Annotated in this window: 14 protein-coding genes and 1 pseudogene; 9 read left to right on the top strand and 6 right to left on the bottom strand. The window is 66.1% G+C overall.

Going from position 1 to position 14,015, the window contains the following annotated elements; all coding sequences use genetic code 11:
• Positions 1–216: 216 nt before the first annotated feature.
• Together PVZ72_RS24305 and pdxR are read right to left on the bottom strand one after the other, a co-directional pair.
• Positions 217–990 (bottom strand): annotated as a pseudogene (locus tag PVZ72_RS24305) (CHASE3 domain-containing protein); the annotation flags it as partial.
• Between the two features lie 349 nt (positions 991–1,339).
• On the bottom strand, positions 1,340–2,740 hold the full coding sequence (gene pdxR, locus PVZ72_RS17855) for a MocR-like pyridoxine biosynthesis transcription factor PdxR (protein ID WP_273862613.1): 1,401 nt from the start codon (positions 2,738–2,740) through the stop codon (positions 1,340–1,342).
• Positions 2,741–2,825: 85 nt separating this feature from the next.
• Here pdxR and PVZ72_RS17850 point away from each other — a divergent pair, with 85 nt between their 5' ends.
• The 7 genes from PVZ72_RS17850 to PVZ72_RS17820 all read left to right on the top strand — a co-directional run bounded on the left by PVZ72_RS17850 (position 2,826) and on the right by PVZ72_RS17820 (position 8,268).
• Positions 2,826–3,275 (top strand): GNAT family N-acetyltransferase, encoded by a 450-nt coding sequence (locus tag PVZ72_RS17850; protein ID WP_273862612.1) that lies wholly within the window; start codon positions 2,826–2,828, stop codon positions 3,273–3,275.
• The gene (locus tag PVZ72_RS17845) at positions 3,272–3,916 is read left to right on the top strand and encodes an FMN-dependent NADH-azoreductase (RefSeq protein WP_187978737.1); all 645 of its coding nucleotides are present in this window, start codon (positions 3,272–3,274) and stop codon (positions 3,914–3,916) included. The genes PVZ72_RS17850 and PVZ72_RS17845 overlap by 4 nt, the downstream gene beginning before the upstream one ends.
• Positions 3,913–4,344, top strand: a complete 432-nt coding sequence (locus tag PVZ72_RS17840; protein WP_133859759.1) for a carboxymuconolactone decarboxylase family protein — start codon at positions 3,913–3,915, stop codon at positions 4,342–4,344. The genes PVZ72_RS17845 and PVZ72_RS17840 overlap by 4 nt, the downstream gene beginning before the upstream one ends.
• Positions 4,345–4,496: 152 nt before the next feature.
• Entirely contained in the window at positions 4,497–4,853 is a 357-nt protein-coding gene (locus tag PVZ72_RS17835) for a YajD family HNH nuclease (protein ID WP_133859758.1), read from the top strand.
• Positions 4,854–5,044: 191 nt separating this feature from the next.
• Positions 5,045–5,659, top strand: coding sequence for an ATP-dependent Clp protease proteolytic subunit (locus PVZ72_RS17830; protein WP_187978738.1), 615 nt, complete (start codon positions 5,045–5,047; stop codon positions 5,657–5,659).
• Positions 5,660–5,919: 260 nt separating this feature from the next.
• The gene (locus tag PVZ72_RS17825; protein ID WP_273862611.1) at positions 5,920–7,404 is read left to right on the top strand and encodes a SulP family inorganic anion transporter; all 1,485 of its coding nucleotides are present in this window, start codon (positions 5,920–5,922) and stop codon (positions 7,402–7,404) included.
• Positions 7,405–7,416: 12 nt separating this feature from the next.
• Positions 7,417–8,268 carry a universal stress protein gene (locus tag PVZ72_RS17820; protein ID WP_273862610.1) on the top strand — a complete coding sequence of 284 codons (852 nt, stop codon included), beginning with the start codon at positions 7,417–7,419 and terminating at the stop codon, positions 8,266–8,268.
• Here PVZ72_RS17820 and PVZ72_RS17815 read toward each other — a convergent pair.
• Positions 8,243–9,220 carry a LysR family transcriptional regulator gene (locus tag PVZ72_RS17815; protein ID WP_133859754.1) on the bottom strand — a complete coding sequence of 326 codons (978 nt, stop codon included), beginning with the start codon at positions 9,218–9,220 and terminating at the stop codon, positions 8,243–8,245. The genes PVZ72_RS17820 and PVZ72_RS17815 overlap by 26 nt on opposite strands.
• A gap of 117 nt (positions 9,221–9,337) precedes the next feature.
• On the opposite strand from PVZ72_RS17815, the gene PVZ72_RS17810 reads away from it, so the two are divergent.
• The gene (locus PVZ72_RS17810) at positions 9,338–9,598 is read left to right on the top strand and encodes a DUF2798 domain-containing protein (RefSeq protein WP_273862609.1); all 261 of its coding nucleotides are present in this window, start codon (positions 9,338–9,340) and stop codon (positions 9,596–9,598) included.
• Positions 9,599–9,632: 34 nt separating this feature from the next.
• On the opposite strand, the gene PVZ72_RS17805 is transcribed toward PVZ72_RS17810, so the two are convergent.
• Entirely contained in the window at positions 9,633–10,274 is a 642-nt protein-coding gene (locus tag PVZ72_RS17805; protein ID WP_423815028.1) for a DUF998 domain-containing protein, read from the bottom strand.
• Between the two features lie 133 nt (positions 10,275–10,407).
• Between PVZ72_RS17805 and PVZ72_RS17800 the strand changes: the two genes are divergently transcribed.
• Positions 10,408–11,277 carry a LysR substrate-binding domain-containing protein gene (locus PVZ72_RS17800; protein ID WP_273862608.1) on the top strand — a complete coding sequence of 290 codons (870 nt, stop codon included), beginning with the start codon at positions 10,408–10,410 and terminating at the stop codon, positions 11,275–11,277.
• Positions 11,278–11,481: 204 nt separating this feature from the next.
• On the opposite strand, the gene PVZ72_RS17795 is transcribed toward PVZ72_RS17800, so the two are convergent.
• Both PVZ72_RS17795 and PVZ72_RS17790 read right to left on the bottom strand, forming a co-directional pair.
• Positions 11,482–13,395: a HAMP domain-containing methyl-accepting chemotaxis protein gene (locus tag PVZ72_RS17795; RefSeq protein ID WP_273862607.1), complete on the bottom strand. Its 1,914-nt coding sequence runs from the start codon at positions 13,393–13,395 to the stop codon at positions 11,482–11,484.
• 524 nt (positions 13,396–13,919) lie between these two features.
• The coding region (locus tag PVZ72_RS17790) for a hypothetical protein (protein WP_273862747.1) at positions 13,920–14,015 on the bottom strand (96 nt) is incomplete at its 5' end.

The following is a 14,015-nucleotide window of genomic DNA, read 5'->3' as shown; positions in this document are numbered from 1 at the left end:
CTGGCTGGAGAGGTCATGAGCCTCCCCGGCATTGTCCGAGACATGGTTGATGCTGACGGTCAGCTCTTCCACGGTAGCCGCCATGCTGGAGGCGGCGCTGGACTGTTCCTGGGCGGCGGCGGACAGCTGCTGGGAATTGGCCGAGATGCTGTGGGAGGCGGCGACCAGGTGATCGGTGCCCTGCTTGATCCCCTGGATCATGCCGCGCAGCTTGTCCTGCATCTGGGCGAAGGCGGTCAGCAACTGGCCCAGTTCGTCGCGCCCGCCAGCGGGAATCGGTGAATCCAGTTGGCCGGCGGCGATGGTACGGGCGACGGCGACGGTCTGGGCCAGCCGGCCCACGATGGTGCGGGTCAGCGACCAGGCGATGCCCAGCGCCAGCAGGGTAGCGAGCACGCCGCCACTGATCAGGATCGTCAGGGCCTGCTGCTTGGCGTCGTCCATCGACTGGGTGCGGCCGTCCAGCAGGCGATTCTCGCGGGTCTTGAGCTGTGCCAGCAATTCGCGCATGCCATCCATCCTGCCCTTGTCCTGGGCGGTGGCGATGCGCGCGGTCAGAGCGTCCAGCGGCTGGGTACCGGCATTGACCTGCCGGCGCAGGGCCAGGATCTGCTGCACGGACTCAGAGTTCCACTGCTGCTTGGCCTGGCCCAGCTGAGCCAGGCCGGCCTGCTGCTCAGGGTTGTCGCGGGTGAGTTGAGTGAGTTCCTGCAACTGCTCGGCGAACTGCTGCTCGCCCTTGTTCAGGGGATCGAGAAATTCTTCCTTGCCGGTCAGGGCGAAACCGCGCATCCCGGTTTCCATGTTGACCAGCGCCAGCAGGGCCGCATCCGAATCCTGCAGGACGTGGTAGGAATGGATGTTCTGCCGGACAGCCTGGTTGACCTGGTTGAAGCCCTGCCAGGCCGCCAGGATCAGCGCCAGGATGATGACCAGAATGGTACCGAAGCCGAGTCTGAGTTTGTTCGCGATGGTCAGCTGTTGCAGCATGGAAAGGCCTCACGCGCCAGGTTGTCGACTCACGCCCAGGGGGCAACGTTTTGGGGTACGGCAAGCTAGCGGAGGGGAACGCGACTGATCCGTGTCTTGCGTCGACGGTGGGGACGCGTGGCTCCTGATAGTGCCGATACCGCGGATGACTCCAGTCGCGCCGCGCCTAGCCGAATGCAGGCCGAAAAAGGCCGGTATTCCGCGCGAGAGTGGCAGTCTAGAGCCTCCGAGCCTGGTCTTTGAGCGGACCCTCCTGAAAAAGTTTTGTGTGACGCAATAAACATTTTTTCGCTTCGCAGAGGCGCTGGCGGACGGTCCGCCGCAAAGGACAGGCGCGAAGAAGGTGCCGTCAGCGTTCCAGGCGGGCCAGCCGGCGAGCCAGTTCGCCGGCTTCCACCGCGCTGGCGACATTGGTGAACCCCAGCAGCAGCCCCTGGGCCTGGGGCGTTTCCAGATACCAGCGCGACAGGGCCTGAACCCCCAGGCCGTCGGCCCGGGCGGCCTCCGCCCAGCGGCGATCACCGCCCTGCGGCAGGCGCGCCAGCAGGTGCAGCCCGCCGGCCTGCAGGTCGATCCGCACCGCGTCACCCAGGCTGTTCGCCAGTGCCTCGGCCAGCCACTGGCGGCGCTGTCGGTAGAGACTGCGCATACGGTTGAGATGGCGGGCGAAATGCCCTTCTTCCAGAAAGCTCGCCACCGTGGCCTGCAGCAGCAGGGGCGCATGGTTGTGCAGCCGGTCGGCGCTGCGACCGAAGGCGGCGACCTGCGCGGGCGGTACCACCAGGTAGGCGAGGCGCAGACCGGGAAACAGCACCTTGCTGAAGGTCCCGGTGTAGAGCACCCGACCGCCGTCATCCAGGCTCTTGAGCGCGGGCAGCGGCTTGCCCTGGTAGCGGTATTCGCTATCGTAGTCGTCCTCGATGATCCAGGTGTTCTGCCGCATCGCCCAGTTCAGCAGTGCCAGCCGCCGAGGCAGGGCGAGGGACACGCCCAGCGGACTCTGGTGACTGGGGGTGACCAGGGCGCACCGGGCGGCCGGGGCCCGGGCGAGACCGGCGGCGACGTCCAGTCCCGCCGCGTCCACGGGCACCGGCACCAGATCCAGGCCGGCGCCCTGCAGCGCCTGGCGGGCGATGAAATAGCCGGGCTCCTCGAACCAGCAGGCGTCGCCAGGTGCCAGCAGCGTCTGGACGACCAGGTCCAGGCAGGCGCGATAGCCCGCGCAGACGAACACCTGCTCCGGACGACAGGCGATCCCGCGGGACAGGCCCAGGTAGGTGGCGATGCCGGCGCGCAGACCGGCGTGACCCCGGGCATCGGGATAGATCAGTCCTTCCAGGCCCTGGTTGCGCAACTGCCGCGCGGCGAGGCGCGTCCAGCCTTTGCGTGGAAAGGCGTCCAGCGCCGGCAGGCCCAGCTGCAGGGGCAGCGGCGCGCCACCGGCATGAATCGCCGCGGCGTCCGGTGAGGAGGGTACGGCCGGTGCTGGAGCGGCCGGGCAACGCCACTGGGGCGAGACGATGGTCCCGGCCGGACCGCGCGGCAGCAGAAAGCCTTCGGCGATCAGCTGCTGATAGGCCATCTCCACCGTCCCCCGGGCCACGTTCAGCTCCGCCGCAAGGGCGCGCACCGCAGGCACCCGGTCACCGGGTCGCAGGCGCCCTTCGTCCAGCGCCTGGCGAAAGCGCTGATAGAGCTGCCGGTAGAGCGGCAAGGCGAGGCGACTGTCGAGGGCAGCGGTGAGGGTCATGGCCTGGTCGTTTGTATCTTTCTTGGCTCTATAGCCTAGGCCATCGGCTGCCTAGAGTGGGTCATCTTTCCCGGAGACAGCCGTCATGCCCCTGACCTTCCAGCCTTTGTTGCCCGATCATCCGCTGTGCCTGGCCAGCCTGACGCTGATGCGGATATTGCGCCCGCATCTGGACGATGCCGAACGTTACCAGGCGCAACTCCAGCGCCAGGCGGCCCAGGGCTACCGGCTGCTGGCCGCCCTGGAGGAGGGCGAGGTGATCGGCCTGGCCGGGTATCGCGAGCTGGAGAATCTGCTCTACGGCCGCTTCCTCTATGTCGATGATCTGGTCGTGCAGCCGGCTCGTCAGCGCGACGGCCTGGGTGGACGGCTGCTGGCGGCGGTCCGCAGCGAAGCCCTGGATCGCGGCTGCTCCCACCTGATCCTGGATACCGGTCTGCACATGCCGCTGGCCCAGCGCTTCTATTTCCGCCAGGGCCTGCTCGCCCGCGGCCTGCATTTCGCCGAGCGGCTGACGGGGGCGGTGACGCCATGAAGACCGCCCTCCATGTCAACGCCAGCCCACGTCCGGCCACCTCCCAGGGCTATCGGCTGGCCGGTGAACTCCGGGCCGCGCTGAGGCTGAGCTGGCCTCGCCTGGAAGTACTGGAGCGGGATCTGGCCGCCATGCCGCTGCCGCCGCTGAGCACCGACTATGCCGAGGCCCTGACCCGGCGCACGCCACCGCAGGCAGCGGTATTCACCCTGTCCGAAGCCCTCATTGGCGAACTGGAGGCCAGCGACCTGCTGCTGATCAATACGCCGTTGCACAACTTCACCCTGCCTGCGGCGCTCAAGCTATGGCTCGACTACGTGCTGCGCATCGGCCGCACCTTCGCGTCCACCGCGGAGGGCAAGCGCGGTCTGCTGGCAGACCGGCCGGTCTACCTGCTGGTCGGCTCGGGTGGTCATCACCGTGGCCCCCAGGCGCGGCAGCCGGACTTCCTCACCTCCTACCTGCGCCATGCCCTGGGCACGCTGGGGCTGTTCGACCTGCACTTCATCTATCTGGAAGGCCTGGTCGGCGACCCGGCTGAGGTGGCTGACACCCTGGCGTCTGTCCGTGAACAACTCTCCCGCGAGGTGCCATTCCGCGCGCTCGCCAACCCTGTGACCGCTACCCGGAGTAAACCATGAGCCAACTGCGACTGCCGTTTTCCACCCTTTCACCCGCCGCCTACCAGGGCCTGATCGCCACGGGCCAGGCCCTGGCGCAGAGTTCGCTGGGCCTGGAACTGGTGGAGCTGATCTATCTGCGCATCTCCCAGATCAATGGCTGCGCCTTCTGCCTGGGCAAGCACGCCGAAACCCTGCGCGAGCAGGGCGTCAGCCAGGCCAAGCTGGATCGTCTGGCCGGCTGGCGCATCAGCAACCTCTTCGATGCCCGCGAGCGCGCTGCCCTGGAATGGGCCGAGACCCTGACCGCTGTCGCCGAGAAGGGCGCCCCCGACGCGCTCTACGAACCACTCAAGGCGCAGTTCAGCGACGCGGAAATCGCCGACCTGACCTTCGCGGTGGCGCTGATGAATGCTTTCAACCGGCTGGCAGTGGGGATGCGCCTCTAGGCGAAGGCAGGCCGCAGCGAAGGACGATTTCCGGACTTCGCTGCGCTCCCGGCAGGCAGGGCGCTCGGCAGTCGGAGTCAATGACGGGCGCTCACCGGCCAGGCCGGGCCCGGGCTATACTGGGCCTTTCTACCCGACTACCCAGGTGCAGCATGGCTACCGATACCTCGAAGCTGGATCGAATCCTCGCCGAGACCCAGCGCGAGCGCGAACGCGGCTACCGTGACAAGGCGCTGAAGATGTATCCCCACGTCTGCGGTCGCTGCGCCCGCGAGTTCGCCGGCAAGCGCCTGAGCGAACTGACCGTGCACCATCGTGACCACAACCACGACAACAATCCCCAGGACGGCTCCAACTGGGAGTTGCTCTGCCTGTACTGCCACGACAACGAGCACAGCCGCTACACCGATCAGCAGTACTTCAGCGACAGCTCGCTGAGCACGCCCAAGGTGGCCCAGGCCACCCACAACCCCTTCGCCGGGCTGGCCGGGCTGCTGAAAAAGGACTGAGTGCGCGGCGATCAAGGCAGGTCGCCCTGCCTTAAGCCGATCTTAAGTCTCACGCTCTAGCGTTTCAGGTCTTTGGCCGGTTGCCGACCTGGGAGCGAGCAGGGATGAGACGTTCGAACGTTGCGAAGCGATTGTCCGCCGGGGCCTTGGCCTTGCTGGCCGCAGGCTGCCTGACGGAGGCCTCCGCCGAGATGACCGTCATCCGCGGAGAAGGCTCTGCTGCCAGTGCCGACACCGCGTCGGTGTACTTCAACAGCGGTATCAGCGACCGCTCGGTCAGCTCCCTGCTGGCTGCCCTGAGCGACATCGCCCTCAAGTATCCCGCGACCAAGAACGTCAATCTCTACCTCAACAGCCCTGGCGGCAGCATGGAGGCGGGCTATGTCGCCTACGAGTTCATCCGCCACTATCCGCTGCACATCAATACCATCGACGCCGCTGCGACGGATTCATCCGCCACCATGATCTATTGCGCGGCCGAAGATCGTTATGCCGCGCCACTCGCCAGCTTTCTCCTGCATCCGGCCGCGGCGGCCATCGCCGTCAACGGCTACATGAAGCCGGACCAGGCCAAGCAGGCGTTCGAGGACGTCGAGCGTGAGAACCTCAAGTTCCGCGAGATCTACAAGGGCTGTCTCAAGCTGACCCCGGAGGAGCTCACCACCCTGCTGTCCTCCGAAAGCAACAGACGACGATTGGGCTACGACGCAGCCAAGGACATCGGTTTGATCACCCGGACGCCGGACCGGTTGCCGCGTGGGATCGACCGGGCTACCTACCTTGTCAGCGATGGCGGTAGCCGGTGAGGGCAGGTTGACGCCCAGCCACACCGGCGGGCACGGTCTACAAGCGCTCGTTCTTTCGTGATACCCTCGGCGCATGCATTTCCCTTCCCGCGACTGGCAACCCAGTCCCCCATAGCTCGCGCCTCCCTCGTCCTTGCCTCGCTGCAAGGACCTCTGCCGTCCTGTCGCGCCCGCGACGTGGCGGCTGCCAACCCTGGAATTCACGCCTGATCCGGCGTCTGCCACTCGCTTGACGGGTCAGGCACAGGTGCGAGTTGTCTATGTTGAATACCCTCAGAACACATTGGTTTTCCAATGTGAAGAACGATGTATTGTCCGGATTGGTCGTCGCCCTGGCGCTGATCCCCGAAGCCATCGCCTTTTCCATCATCGCCGGACTCGATCCCAAGGTGGGGCTCTATGCCTCCTTCTGCATCGCCGTGGTGATCGCCTTCGTCGGCGGTCGCCCCGGGATGATCTCGGCGGCTACCGGCGCCATGGCGCTGCTGATGGTGACCCTGGTCAAGGAGCACGGCCTGCAGTATCTGCTCGCCGCGACCCTGTTGACCGGGGTGCTGCAGATCGCCGCCGGCTACCTGCGTCTGGGCGCGCTGATGCGCTTCGTGTCCCGTTCCGTGGTGACGGGCTTCGTCAACGCCCTGGCGATCCTGATCTTCCTGGCCCAGTTGCCCGAGCTGACCCATGTCGGCTGGGAGGTCTACGCCATGACCGCCGCCGGGTTGGGCATCATCTATCTGTTCCCGCTGCTGCCGATGGTGGGCCGGCTGCTGCCGTCGCCGCTGGTGTGCATCCTGGTGCTGACGGGCGTCTCCCTTGCCCTGGGGCTGGATATCCGCACGGTGGGTGACATGGGACAGCTGCCCGATACCCTTCCGGTGCTGCTCTGGCCCCAGGTGCCACTGACCCTCGACACCCTGCTGATCATCCTGCCCTATTCCCTGGCACTGGCCGTGGTGGGGCTGCTGGAGTCGCTGATGACGGCCACCATCGTCGACGACATCACCGACACGCCCAGCGACAAGAATCGCGAGTGCAAGGGGCAGGGGATCGCCAACATCGCCGCCGGCCTGCTGGGCGGCATGGCGGGCTGCGCCATGATCGGCCAGTCGGTGATCAACATGAAATCCGGCGGGCGAACCCGGCTGTCCACCCTCTGTGCGGGTGTCTTCCTGCTGCTGATGGTGGTGTTCCTTGGCGACTGGCTCGCGCGGATCCCCATGGCGGCGCTGGTCGCGGTGATGATCATGGTGTCCATCGGCACCTTCAGCTGGGATTCGATCCGCAATCTGCGGCGCCATCCGCTCTCCACCAACCTGGTGATGGTGGCCACCGTGGTGGTCGTGGTCGCTACCCACAACCTGGCGCTCGGCGTGCTGGTCGGGGTCTTGCTGGCCTCGCTGTTCTTCGCCAACAAGGTGGGGCACCAGCTGAGGCTGACGTCCCGTCTGGAAGCGCCCGGCATTCGTGTCTACGAGGTGCGTGGCCAGGTGTTCTTCTCGTCCACCGCGGCCTTCATCGACGCCTTCGACTTCAAGGAGGTGCTGGACGAGGTCCGCATCGATCTCAAGGCGGCCCAGTTCTGGGACATCACCGCCGTCGCCGCCCTGGACAAGGTCGTGCTCAGGTATCGCCGGGAAGGCGTGACCGTGCAGGTCCTCGACCTCGACCAGGCCAGCGCGACCCTGGTCGATCGCTTCGGCATCCACGACAAGCCGGGGGCCGGCAGTGAACTGCTGGGCCACTGAGGAGAGACACCCATGAGCAAGATCATCGCCTGTATCGACGGCTCGCCCCTGGCGGGCAGCGTCTGCGACCACAGCGCTTGGCTGGCCCACCGCCTAACGCTACCCATCACCCTGCTGCATGTCCTGGAACGCAGCCTCTATCCGAGCTCACCCGACACCAGCGGCGCCATCGGTCTCGGCTCGCGCGAGCACCTGCTCGAAGAGCTGGCCCGCCTGGACGAGCAGCGTGCCCGTCTGGCGCGGGCTGACGGCGCGGCGCTGCTGGATGGGGCCCTGCAGCGGTTGCGCGAGCGAGGCGTGGCGGCGGTCCCAACGACGCTCCAGCGCCATGACTATCTGGCGGATACCCTGCACGAGCTGGAGGCGGAGCTGGGTGTGCTGGTGATCGGCAAGCGCGGGCAGCATTCTGGCAGTCGTGGCATCGGCAGCCAGCTGGAAACGGTGGTGCGGACGCTGCACAAACCCATCCTGGTCTGCGCTACCGACTTCACCGAGCCCCGGCGCTTTCTGGTCGCCTACGATGGCAGCGAAGCCACCCATCAGGGCTTGTTGCGTGTCGCGAAGAGCCTGCTGTTGTCTGGGCTCGAAGGCGAGATCCTGCAGGTCGGCGACGCCACTCCGGCCCGGCTGGCCGGACTGGAAGCCGCCGCGGATCTCTTGAGGTCCTGTGGCAGTGTGGTGACGACGCAGCTCGTTCCCGGGCATCCGGAAGAGGTGATTCCCAATCGGGTCCAGGCTACCCGGGCCGATCTGCTGGTGATGGGCGCCTACAGCCATTCCGCCGCCAGGCGCTTCCTGTTGGGCAGTCAGACCTCTCACATGCTGCGGCACACCGACATCAACATCCTGGTACTGCGCGCCTGAGCGCGCGGCCCTGGTCAGGATCGCGACCAGGGCCCTGGCCGGATTTCGGCTGCAAGGCCTGTTCGAGAAAGTCGATGAAGGCGCGCACCTTGCCGGTCAGTGCCGAGCGTTCGGCGACGCAGGCATAGATATCCATGGCTTCCGACCGGGCCGACGTGACGCCCTGGCCCTCTGCGCCGAACAGCGGTACCAGCTGCCCGCCCTCGATCAGCGGCAGGGCGACGAAGTCCGCCAGGCGCGCGATGCCACCACCGTTCACCGCGATCTGCGCCAGCATGTCGATGTCGTCGCAGACGAAGCCGGGGCGCGTGGCCGCCTCGAAGACCTGGCCGTCGCGCTCGAACCGCCAGGGCAGATAGCGACCGTCGGTAGGGTAGCGAAACAGCAGGCAGGCGTGCTGCTGCAGGTCTTCCGGAGTGTGTGGCGTGCCCGCGTGCGCCAGATACGCGGGCGCCGCGCAGAACAGGAAGGCGCGGGACGCGATGCGCCGGGCGACCAGGCTGTCGCTGAGCTGCGCCTTGATCCTCAGGCTGACGTCTATCTGTTCCAGGCGATGATCCAGGCGCCGATCGGAGCCGATCAGTTCGATGTCGATGCCGGGATAGCGGCGCTTGAATGTCGGCAGCAGCGGCGCCAGCAGATGCCGGCCGAAGGCGGCGGTGGTCGCCACTCGCAGCGCGCCCTGGGGTTCGCTTTCCAGGGTCGCCGACTGGGCGGCGCTCTCGACCTCCTGCGGGATGTACCGGACCTTGTCGAAATAGCGGGCGCCGCTTTCCGTCATGGCCAGGCGGCGCGTCGTCCGCGACAGCAGGCGCACGCCCAGATGGGCCTCCAGCCGGGTCAGGCTCTGACTCACCGCGGCCGCACTCAGGCCCAGGCCGCGGGCAGCCCCGGCGATGCTGCCGGCTTCCACGACCTTGATGTAGGTACTGATCAAACCCAGGATGTCCACGAGATTCCTGTCGGTGTATTCGTTGATTTCTGTTGAAGGTGAACCAACGACGAGGCGGCTACCGGCCGGTTCCGGTGCTTGTTAGCTTGGCCTCGCTCATCCACCAGAGACTAGCCGATGAATTCCCAGACTCCAGCGCTTCCCGCCAGACGACGCCTGCCCAAGGGTGTGACGCCCTATGTGTTTGCGCTCTATATGTCGACCATCATGGCCTTGCTGATGTGCCTGGTGATCACCCTGGCCGAGTTCGGGTTCGATGCCCATTACTTGAGGAATGTGATGAATGTCTATCAGGTGGCGATGCCTTCGGCGTTCGTCTGCGTGTTGCTGGTGCGACCGCTGGTGGCGCGACTGGTCGCCCTGACCGTACAGGCCTGAGGCGTCCGCTGTGGCGCTCGCCACTGTTCGTCGATTACCCGCGTTCGCGCCGGGCCAGCCAGACCAGGACCGCGAGCCAGCAGACGCCCGCGGCGTAATTGAGGCGCTGGTACAGGCCGAAGCCCTGGCCGTCGGTGACCGCTCCGGCCATCAGGGCCGCGGTGACCAGCGCCATGCCGGTACAGAGGATCGAGAAGCAGGCAAAGCCCGGCGAGGCCAGCAGGCGCCTGCCGAGCCAGCCCCAGAGTGCGCTGGCGAGGGTCAGCGACAGGAACATCACCAGGCCCGCCAGGTTGTGCAGCGCTTGCGAGCGCGACGGCTGCACCGGGGCGCAGCCCTGGTCGCACGGAAAAAGCCCGGTGGCGAAGCTGGCCAGGCCATGCAGCAGGATCAGGGCTGCACTCAGGCAGGCCAAGCGCGATCTGCGAAAGCGCCGGACCAGACCCAGGCCGACCAGCACGAAGAGCACTCCGAGCGGCATGTTGTTGATCCAGGCGGAAAAGCCCTGCGTGGGGGCATCGACTGCACCCAGCCGACTCAAGGCATGGTCCATATGGCTATAGCCGGGATAGGCCAGGGCGGTCAGTCCTACACCGATCGCCAACCAGACAGGAATCACCAGACCCATGCCCAGCAGAACCCGGTCGGTCCTGTTCAAGGTGGACGTCCTCGTCATCATGGCGCGCGCTTCCTGGGTCTCGAGATCCGCTCATGCTAGGAGGCGCTGGCGGCGAGCGTTACCGATTTTTTTGCAAGGCAGCTTGCCCAGGCGTCATCCTGTGCCGTTCCGCTGCCAAGGATGACCGCTGATGACTAGACGCCTGCCCAGCACCACGGCGCTGGTGGCCCTGGAAGCGGCCGCCCGCCATCTCAGTTTCGCCAAGGCCGCGCAGGAGCTGGCACTGAGTGAGGGCGCGATCAGCCGGCAGATCGCCAAGCTGGAGGCTGCTCTGGGCGTCCGGTTGTTCAATCGGGTCGGCAATCGCGTCGAGCTTTCCGCCGCCGGTGCCGGCTATGCCGCTCATATGCGCACTGCGCTCGCCGACATCGAGCGCCATACCCAGCAACTGATCGCCCAGGCCCGCGGCGCCACGGCACTGGAAATCGGCGTTATCCCGACCCTGGCCGGTCGCTGGCTGATTCTCCTGCTGGCGCGCTTCCGCGAGCGCCATCCGGACATCGAGGTCAACCTCCGTGAGCGGACGCAGCCCTTTGCCCTGGAAGACAGCGGTCTGCATGCCGCGATCAACTACGAGCATCCGAGCTGGCAGAGCCTGAGGGTGCAACGGCTGTTCGAGGCGCAACTGGTGGCGGTCTGTCACCCCCGTCTGGCTGACCGGCCTCCCGTCAGCCTGCCGCTGTTGCACAAGCGGGAGAGCCCGCACAGCTGGACCCGCTATGCCGCACTTGCAGGGCTATCCCTGGGTGCCCCGACGGCTGGCCCCACCTATGATCGTTACTCGCTGCTGATCGAGGCCGCCAAGGCCGGCTTCGGCATGGCCCTGGTACCTGAGCACTACATCGAGGAAGAGCTGGTCGCCGGGCGGCTCCAGGCGCCGTGGCCGGTCCTGCCGGAACTGCGCGAACGCTATGTGCTGGTCACCCGTCCAGCGGAGGAGAGCGATCCGGCGCTGGCAAACTTCGAGCGGTGGTTGCTGGAAGAGGCGAGAGTGAGGTGAAAGAAATCCAGCCGTAGGTTGGGCCGAGACAGCTCCACCGTCGAAGCCCGACGATTCAGCGTTCATCCGACAGGTGTTGGGCTTCGCTGCGCTCGGCCCAACCTACCTTCTGTGCCGCGTTTTCCTTCCCGCTGCAAGTCCATCCCAGGCGCCCCTCTCCCTTGGGGAGAGGGGCGGGGTGAGGGGAACGAGCGTCCGTCAGGATCACACCTTGAAGCGCGCCGTCATCTCCTGCAGGCGTACGCCGATGCGGGCCAGCTCCATGCTCGAGGACGCCGTCTCTTCACTGGCGGCGGCGGTCTGATCGGAGATGTCGCGGACGTTGGTGACATTGCGGCTGATCTCTTCGCCAGCCGAACTCTGCTGCTCGGCGGCGCAGGCGATCTGTTCGTTCATCGACTCGATGTCCTTCACCGAGCGGGTGATGCGCTTGAGCATCTCGCCCGCCTCGCGCGACAGGCCGACGCTGCTTTCGGTCAGTTGCACATTGTGGTCGAGCACCGTGCCCATGCGGTCGGTGCTCTGATGCAGACCGGTGATGAGCTGAGCGATCTCGTCCGTCGAGGAGCGGGTGCGCTGGGCCAGACCGCGGACCTCGTCGGCGACCACGGCGAAGCCGCGTCCCGCCTCGCCGGCGCGGGCGGCTTCGATGGCGGCATTGAGCGCCAGCAGATTGGTCTGCTCGGAAACCGCCTTGATCACGTCGAGCACGCCGCCGATGCTGTCGGCATGGCCGCGCAGGGTGGCCATGGCCGTCTTGGTCGATTCCATTTCCCGGGCCAGCACCTCGATCTGGTCGACCGCCTTGCTCACCGACTGCTCGCCCTGCAGGGCCTGGCGGCTGGCTTCCAGCGCGGACTTGGCCGCGTTCCCGGCGTTGCGCGCCACCTCGTGGGTGGTGGCGGTCATCTCCTGCATGGCGGTGGCGATCTGGTCGGTCTCGACCTTTTGCGCTTGCACGCCAGCGCTGGTCTGTTCGGTGACCGCCGACAGCTGCTCGGCGGCACTGGCCACCTGGACCACACCGTCGCGTACCTCGCCGATCAGGCGGCGCAGGTTGCCGGTCATGCCTTGCATGCTGGTCTGCAGGGCGCCCAGTTCATCCTTGCGGGTGACCTGCTGCTGATGGGTGAAATCACCGTTGGCGACCTGCTCGGCCAAGGCCACGGTGTCCTGCAAGGGCTTGACGATGGAACGGGTGATCAGCCAGGCACAGGCCAGGCCCAGGGCGATGGCGACGGCCAGCCAGATCAGCAGCAGCTGACGGGCACCGGCCACGTCGGCCGTGCGGAATTCCTGCTGGATGCCGGTGAGCTTGTCGGCGATGCCGAGCAGGGTGGTGATGGTCGTGGTGATACCGCCCTGCGCCTGATCCACCTGCGCCTGCGCGGCCACCAGCTGATCGAGACGCTGCCCGTAGCCGGAGATTTCACCGACGAGCTTTTGCACGGTCTCGGTCGACAACGCCGTGGCGCCGAGCGCCTTGGCCTGGGTGAGGGCGGTATTGACTGAGGTGCGCGCGGTCTGCTCGCTGTCCTTGCCGGGTGCGGTGGCGTAGCCACGGAAATCGACCCTCATCCGCTGCACACCGATGAAGAGCGTCGCCAGCTGCTGGCGATCGGCAGGACGACCGGTCTCGCCATTCGCCTCTTCGGCCAATGTCAGCAACTGGGCATTGGCTGCCTCTGCCGCGCTGCTGGCGATCTTGCGGATGGATTCCCGCTCGCGGGTGGCGGTGATCGTCTGGTTGTAGAACTCGCGATAGCGTTTGAGCGCGGCCCCGGCCTCGTCGAGCAAGGCCTTGTTCGCCGGCGAGTTGAAGTGTGGAAGGATGGCCTGCAGCTGGCCTTCGGTCTTGTCCAGGGCGGCAAGCCACTTGGCCGCCTGGGCGTCATCGGCCTTGGTGAAATACACCAGCCGTTCGATGCGCATGTCGCGGGCCAGGGTGCTGTAGCCGGCGATATCGTTCATGCGCTCGCTGCGATCGCGCAGGGTATCGGTGGCCGACCAGCCGGTGTAGGCCACCAGCAGGATCATGCCGATGAGCAGGGCGAAGCCAAGGCCCAGCTTGGCCCTGACGCTTATATTGCTTAATGGATTCCAGCCAACTTGCTGCATGTGGACTACCTGGATAGCGGAGCGTTGGAAGGTGCGGGCCTGGAGACCTCGCGCCTCGTGCTTCGCGGTTACGGCAGCCTCTTTCGATTCGTCAACCGCCCGGCAGGACCGGTCGGTGCGAAGGGGCGCTTGGCCGCTGGTGCGGGTAACCACGGATTGGCCCCAAGGAATCGTCGGGTCTTTGGCGCTCGATCCGCCACCGCGCCGAGGGGATGGCAGGCGACAGCGAGGGCTCAAGGACGGGCATATCCATGGCTACGATTCTTAAGGCCTGCTTAATAGAACGCGAATCGCCGTAATATTCGAATCTGGACGATAGGCTGCGTGATTACCTGGATATTCGGCAGTATCCGGAGTAATCACATGTCGTATCTGTTTGTTTTTACTGGGTTTTCCCGTCTATTAGTTTGACGATATGAGTGGTGGATTGAGGGTCCGGAGAGGACGGGGTATTTCCTTCGGCCGCAATGAAAAACGCCCCGGCCTGGAGGCCGGGGCGTCAATTGGATCGTTGGGCTAACCGATCAGACCGCCGCGCTGCGTTCCTTGATGTCCTGGTGCAGGATGCGGTCGTTCTCGGAGTAGTCCACCGGGCAGTCGATGACGTGGACGCCAGGGGT

Source organism: Pseudomonas sp. LA5 (assembly GCF_028640825.1).
Taxonomy (GTDB): domain Bacteria; phylum Pseudomonadota; class Gammaproteobacteria; order Pseudomonadales; family Pseudomonadaceae; genus Chryseomonas; species Chryseomonas aestiva.
Note: the sequence above shows the minus strand (reverse complement) of the source record. Positions and strands in the feature narration are given on the sequence as shown.

Bases quoted from the DNA above. Each gene is read 5' to 3' on its own strand.
- PVZ72_RS17795 (WP_273862607.1), bottom strand. From the start codon at position 13,395: ATGCAGCAAGTTGGCTGGAATCCATTAAGCAATATAAGCGTCAGGGCC.
- pdxR (WP_273862613.1), bottom strand. From the start codon at position 2,740: ATGACCCTCACCGCTGCCCTCGACAGTCGCCTCGCCTTGCCGCTCTAC.
- PVZ72_RS17805 (WP_423815028.1), bottom strand. From the start codon at position 10,274: ATGACGAGGACGTCCACCTTGAACAGGACCGACCGGGTTCTGCTGGGC.
- PVZ72_RS17825 (WP_273862611.1), top strand. From the start codon at position 5,920: ATGTTGAATACCCTCAGAACACATTGGTTTTCCAATGTGAAGAACGAT.
- PVZ72_RS17800 (WP_273862608.1), top strand. From the start codon at position 10,408: ATGACTAGACGCCTGCCCAGCACCACGGCGCTGGTGGCCCTGGAAGCG.
- PVZ72_RS17850 (WP_273862612.1), top strand. From the start codon at position 2,826: ATGCCCCTGACCTTCCAGCCTTTGTTGCCCGATCATCCGCTGTGCCTG.
- PVZ72_RS17840 (WP_133859759.1), top strand. From the start codon at position 3,913: ATGAGCCAACTGCGACTGCCGTTTTCCACCCTTTCACCCGCCGCCTAC.
- PVZ72_RS17835 (WP_133859758.1), top strand. From the start codon at position 4,497: ATGGCTACCGATACCTCGAAGCTGGATCGAATCCTCGCCGAGACCCAG.
- PVZ72_RS17820 (WP_273862610.1), top strand. From the start codon at position 7,417: ATGAGCAAGATCATCGCCTGTATCGACGGCTCGCCCCTGGCGGGCAGC.
- PVZ72_RS17810 (WP_273862609.1), top strand. From the start codon at position 9,338: ATGAATTCCCAGACTCCAGCGCTTCCCGCCAGACGACGCCTGCCCAAG.
- PVZ72_RS17830 (WP_187978738.1), top strand. From the start codon at position 5,045: ATGACCGTCATCCGCGGAGAAGGCTCTGCTGCCAGTGCCGACACCGCG.
- PVZ72_RS17845 (WP_187978737.1), top strand. From the start codon at position 3,272: ATGAAGACCGCCCTCCATGTCAACGCCAGCCCACGTCCGGCCACCTCC.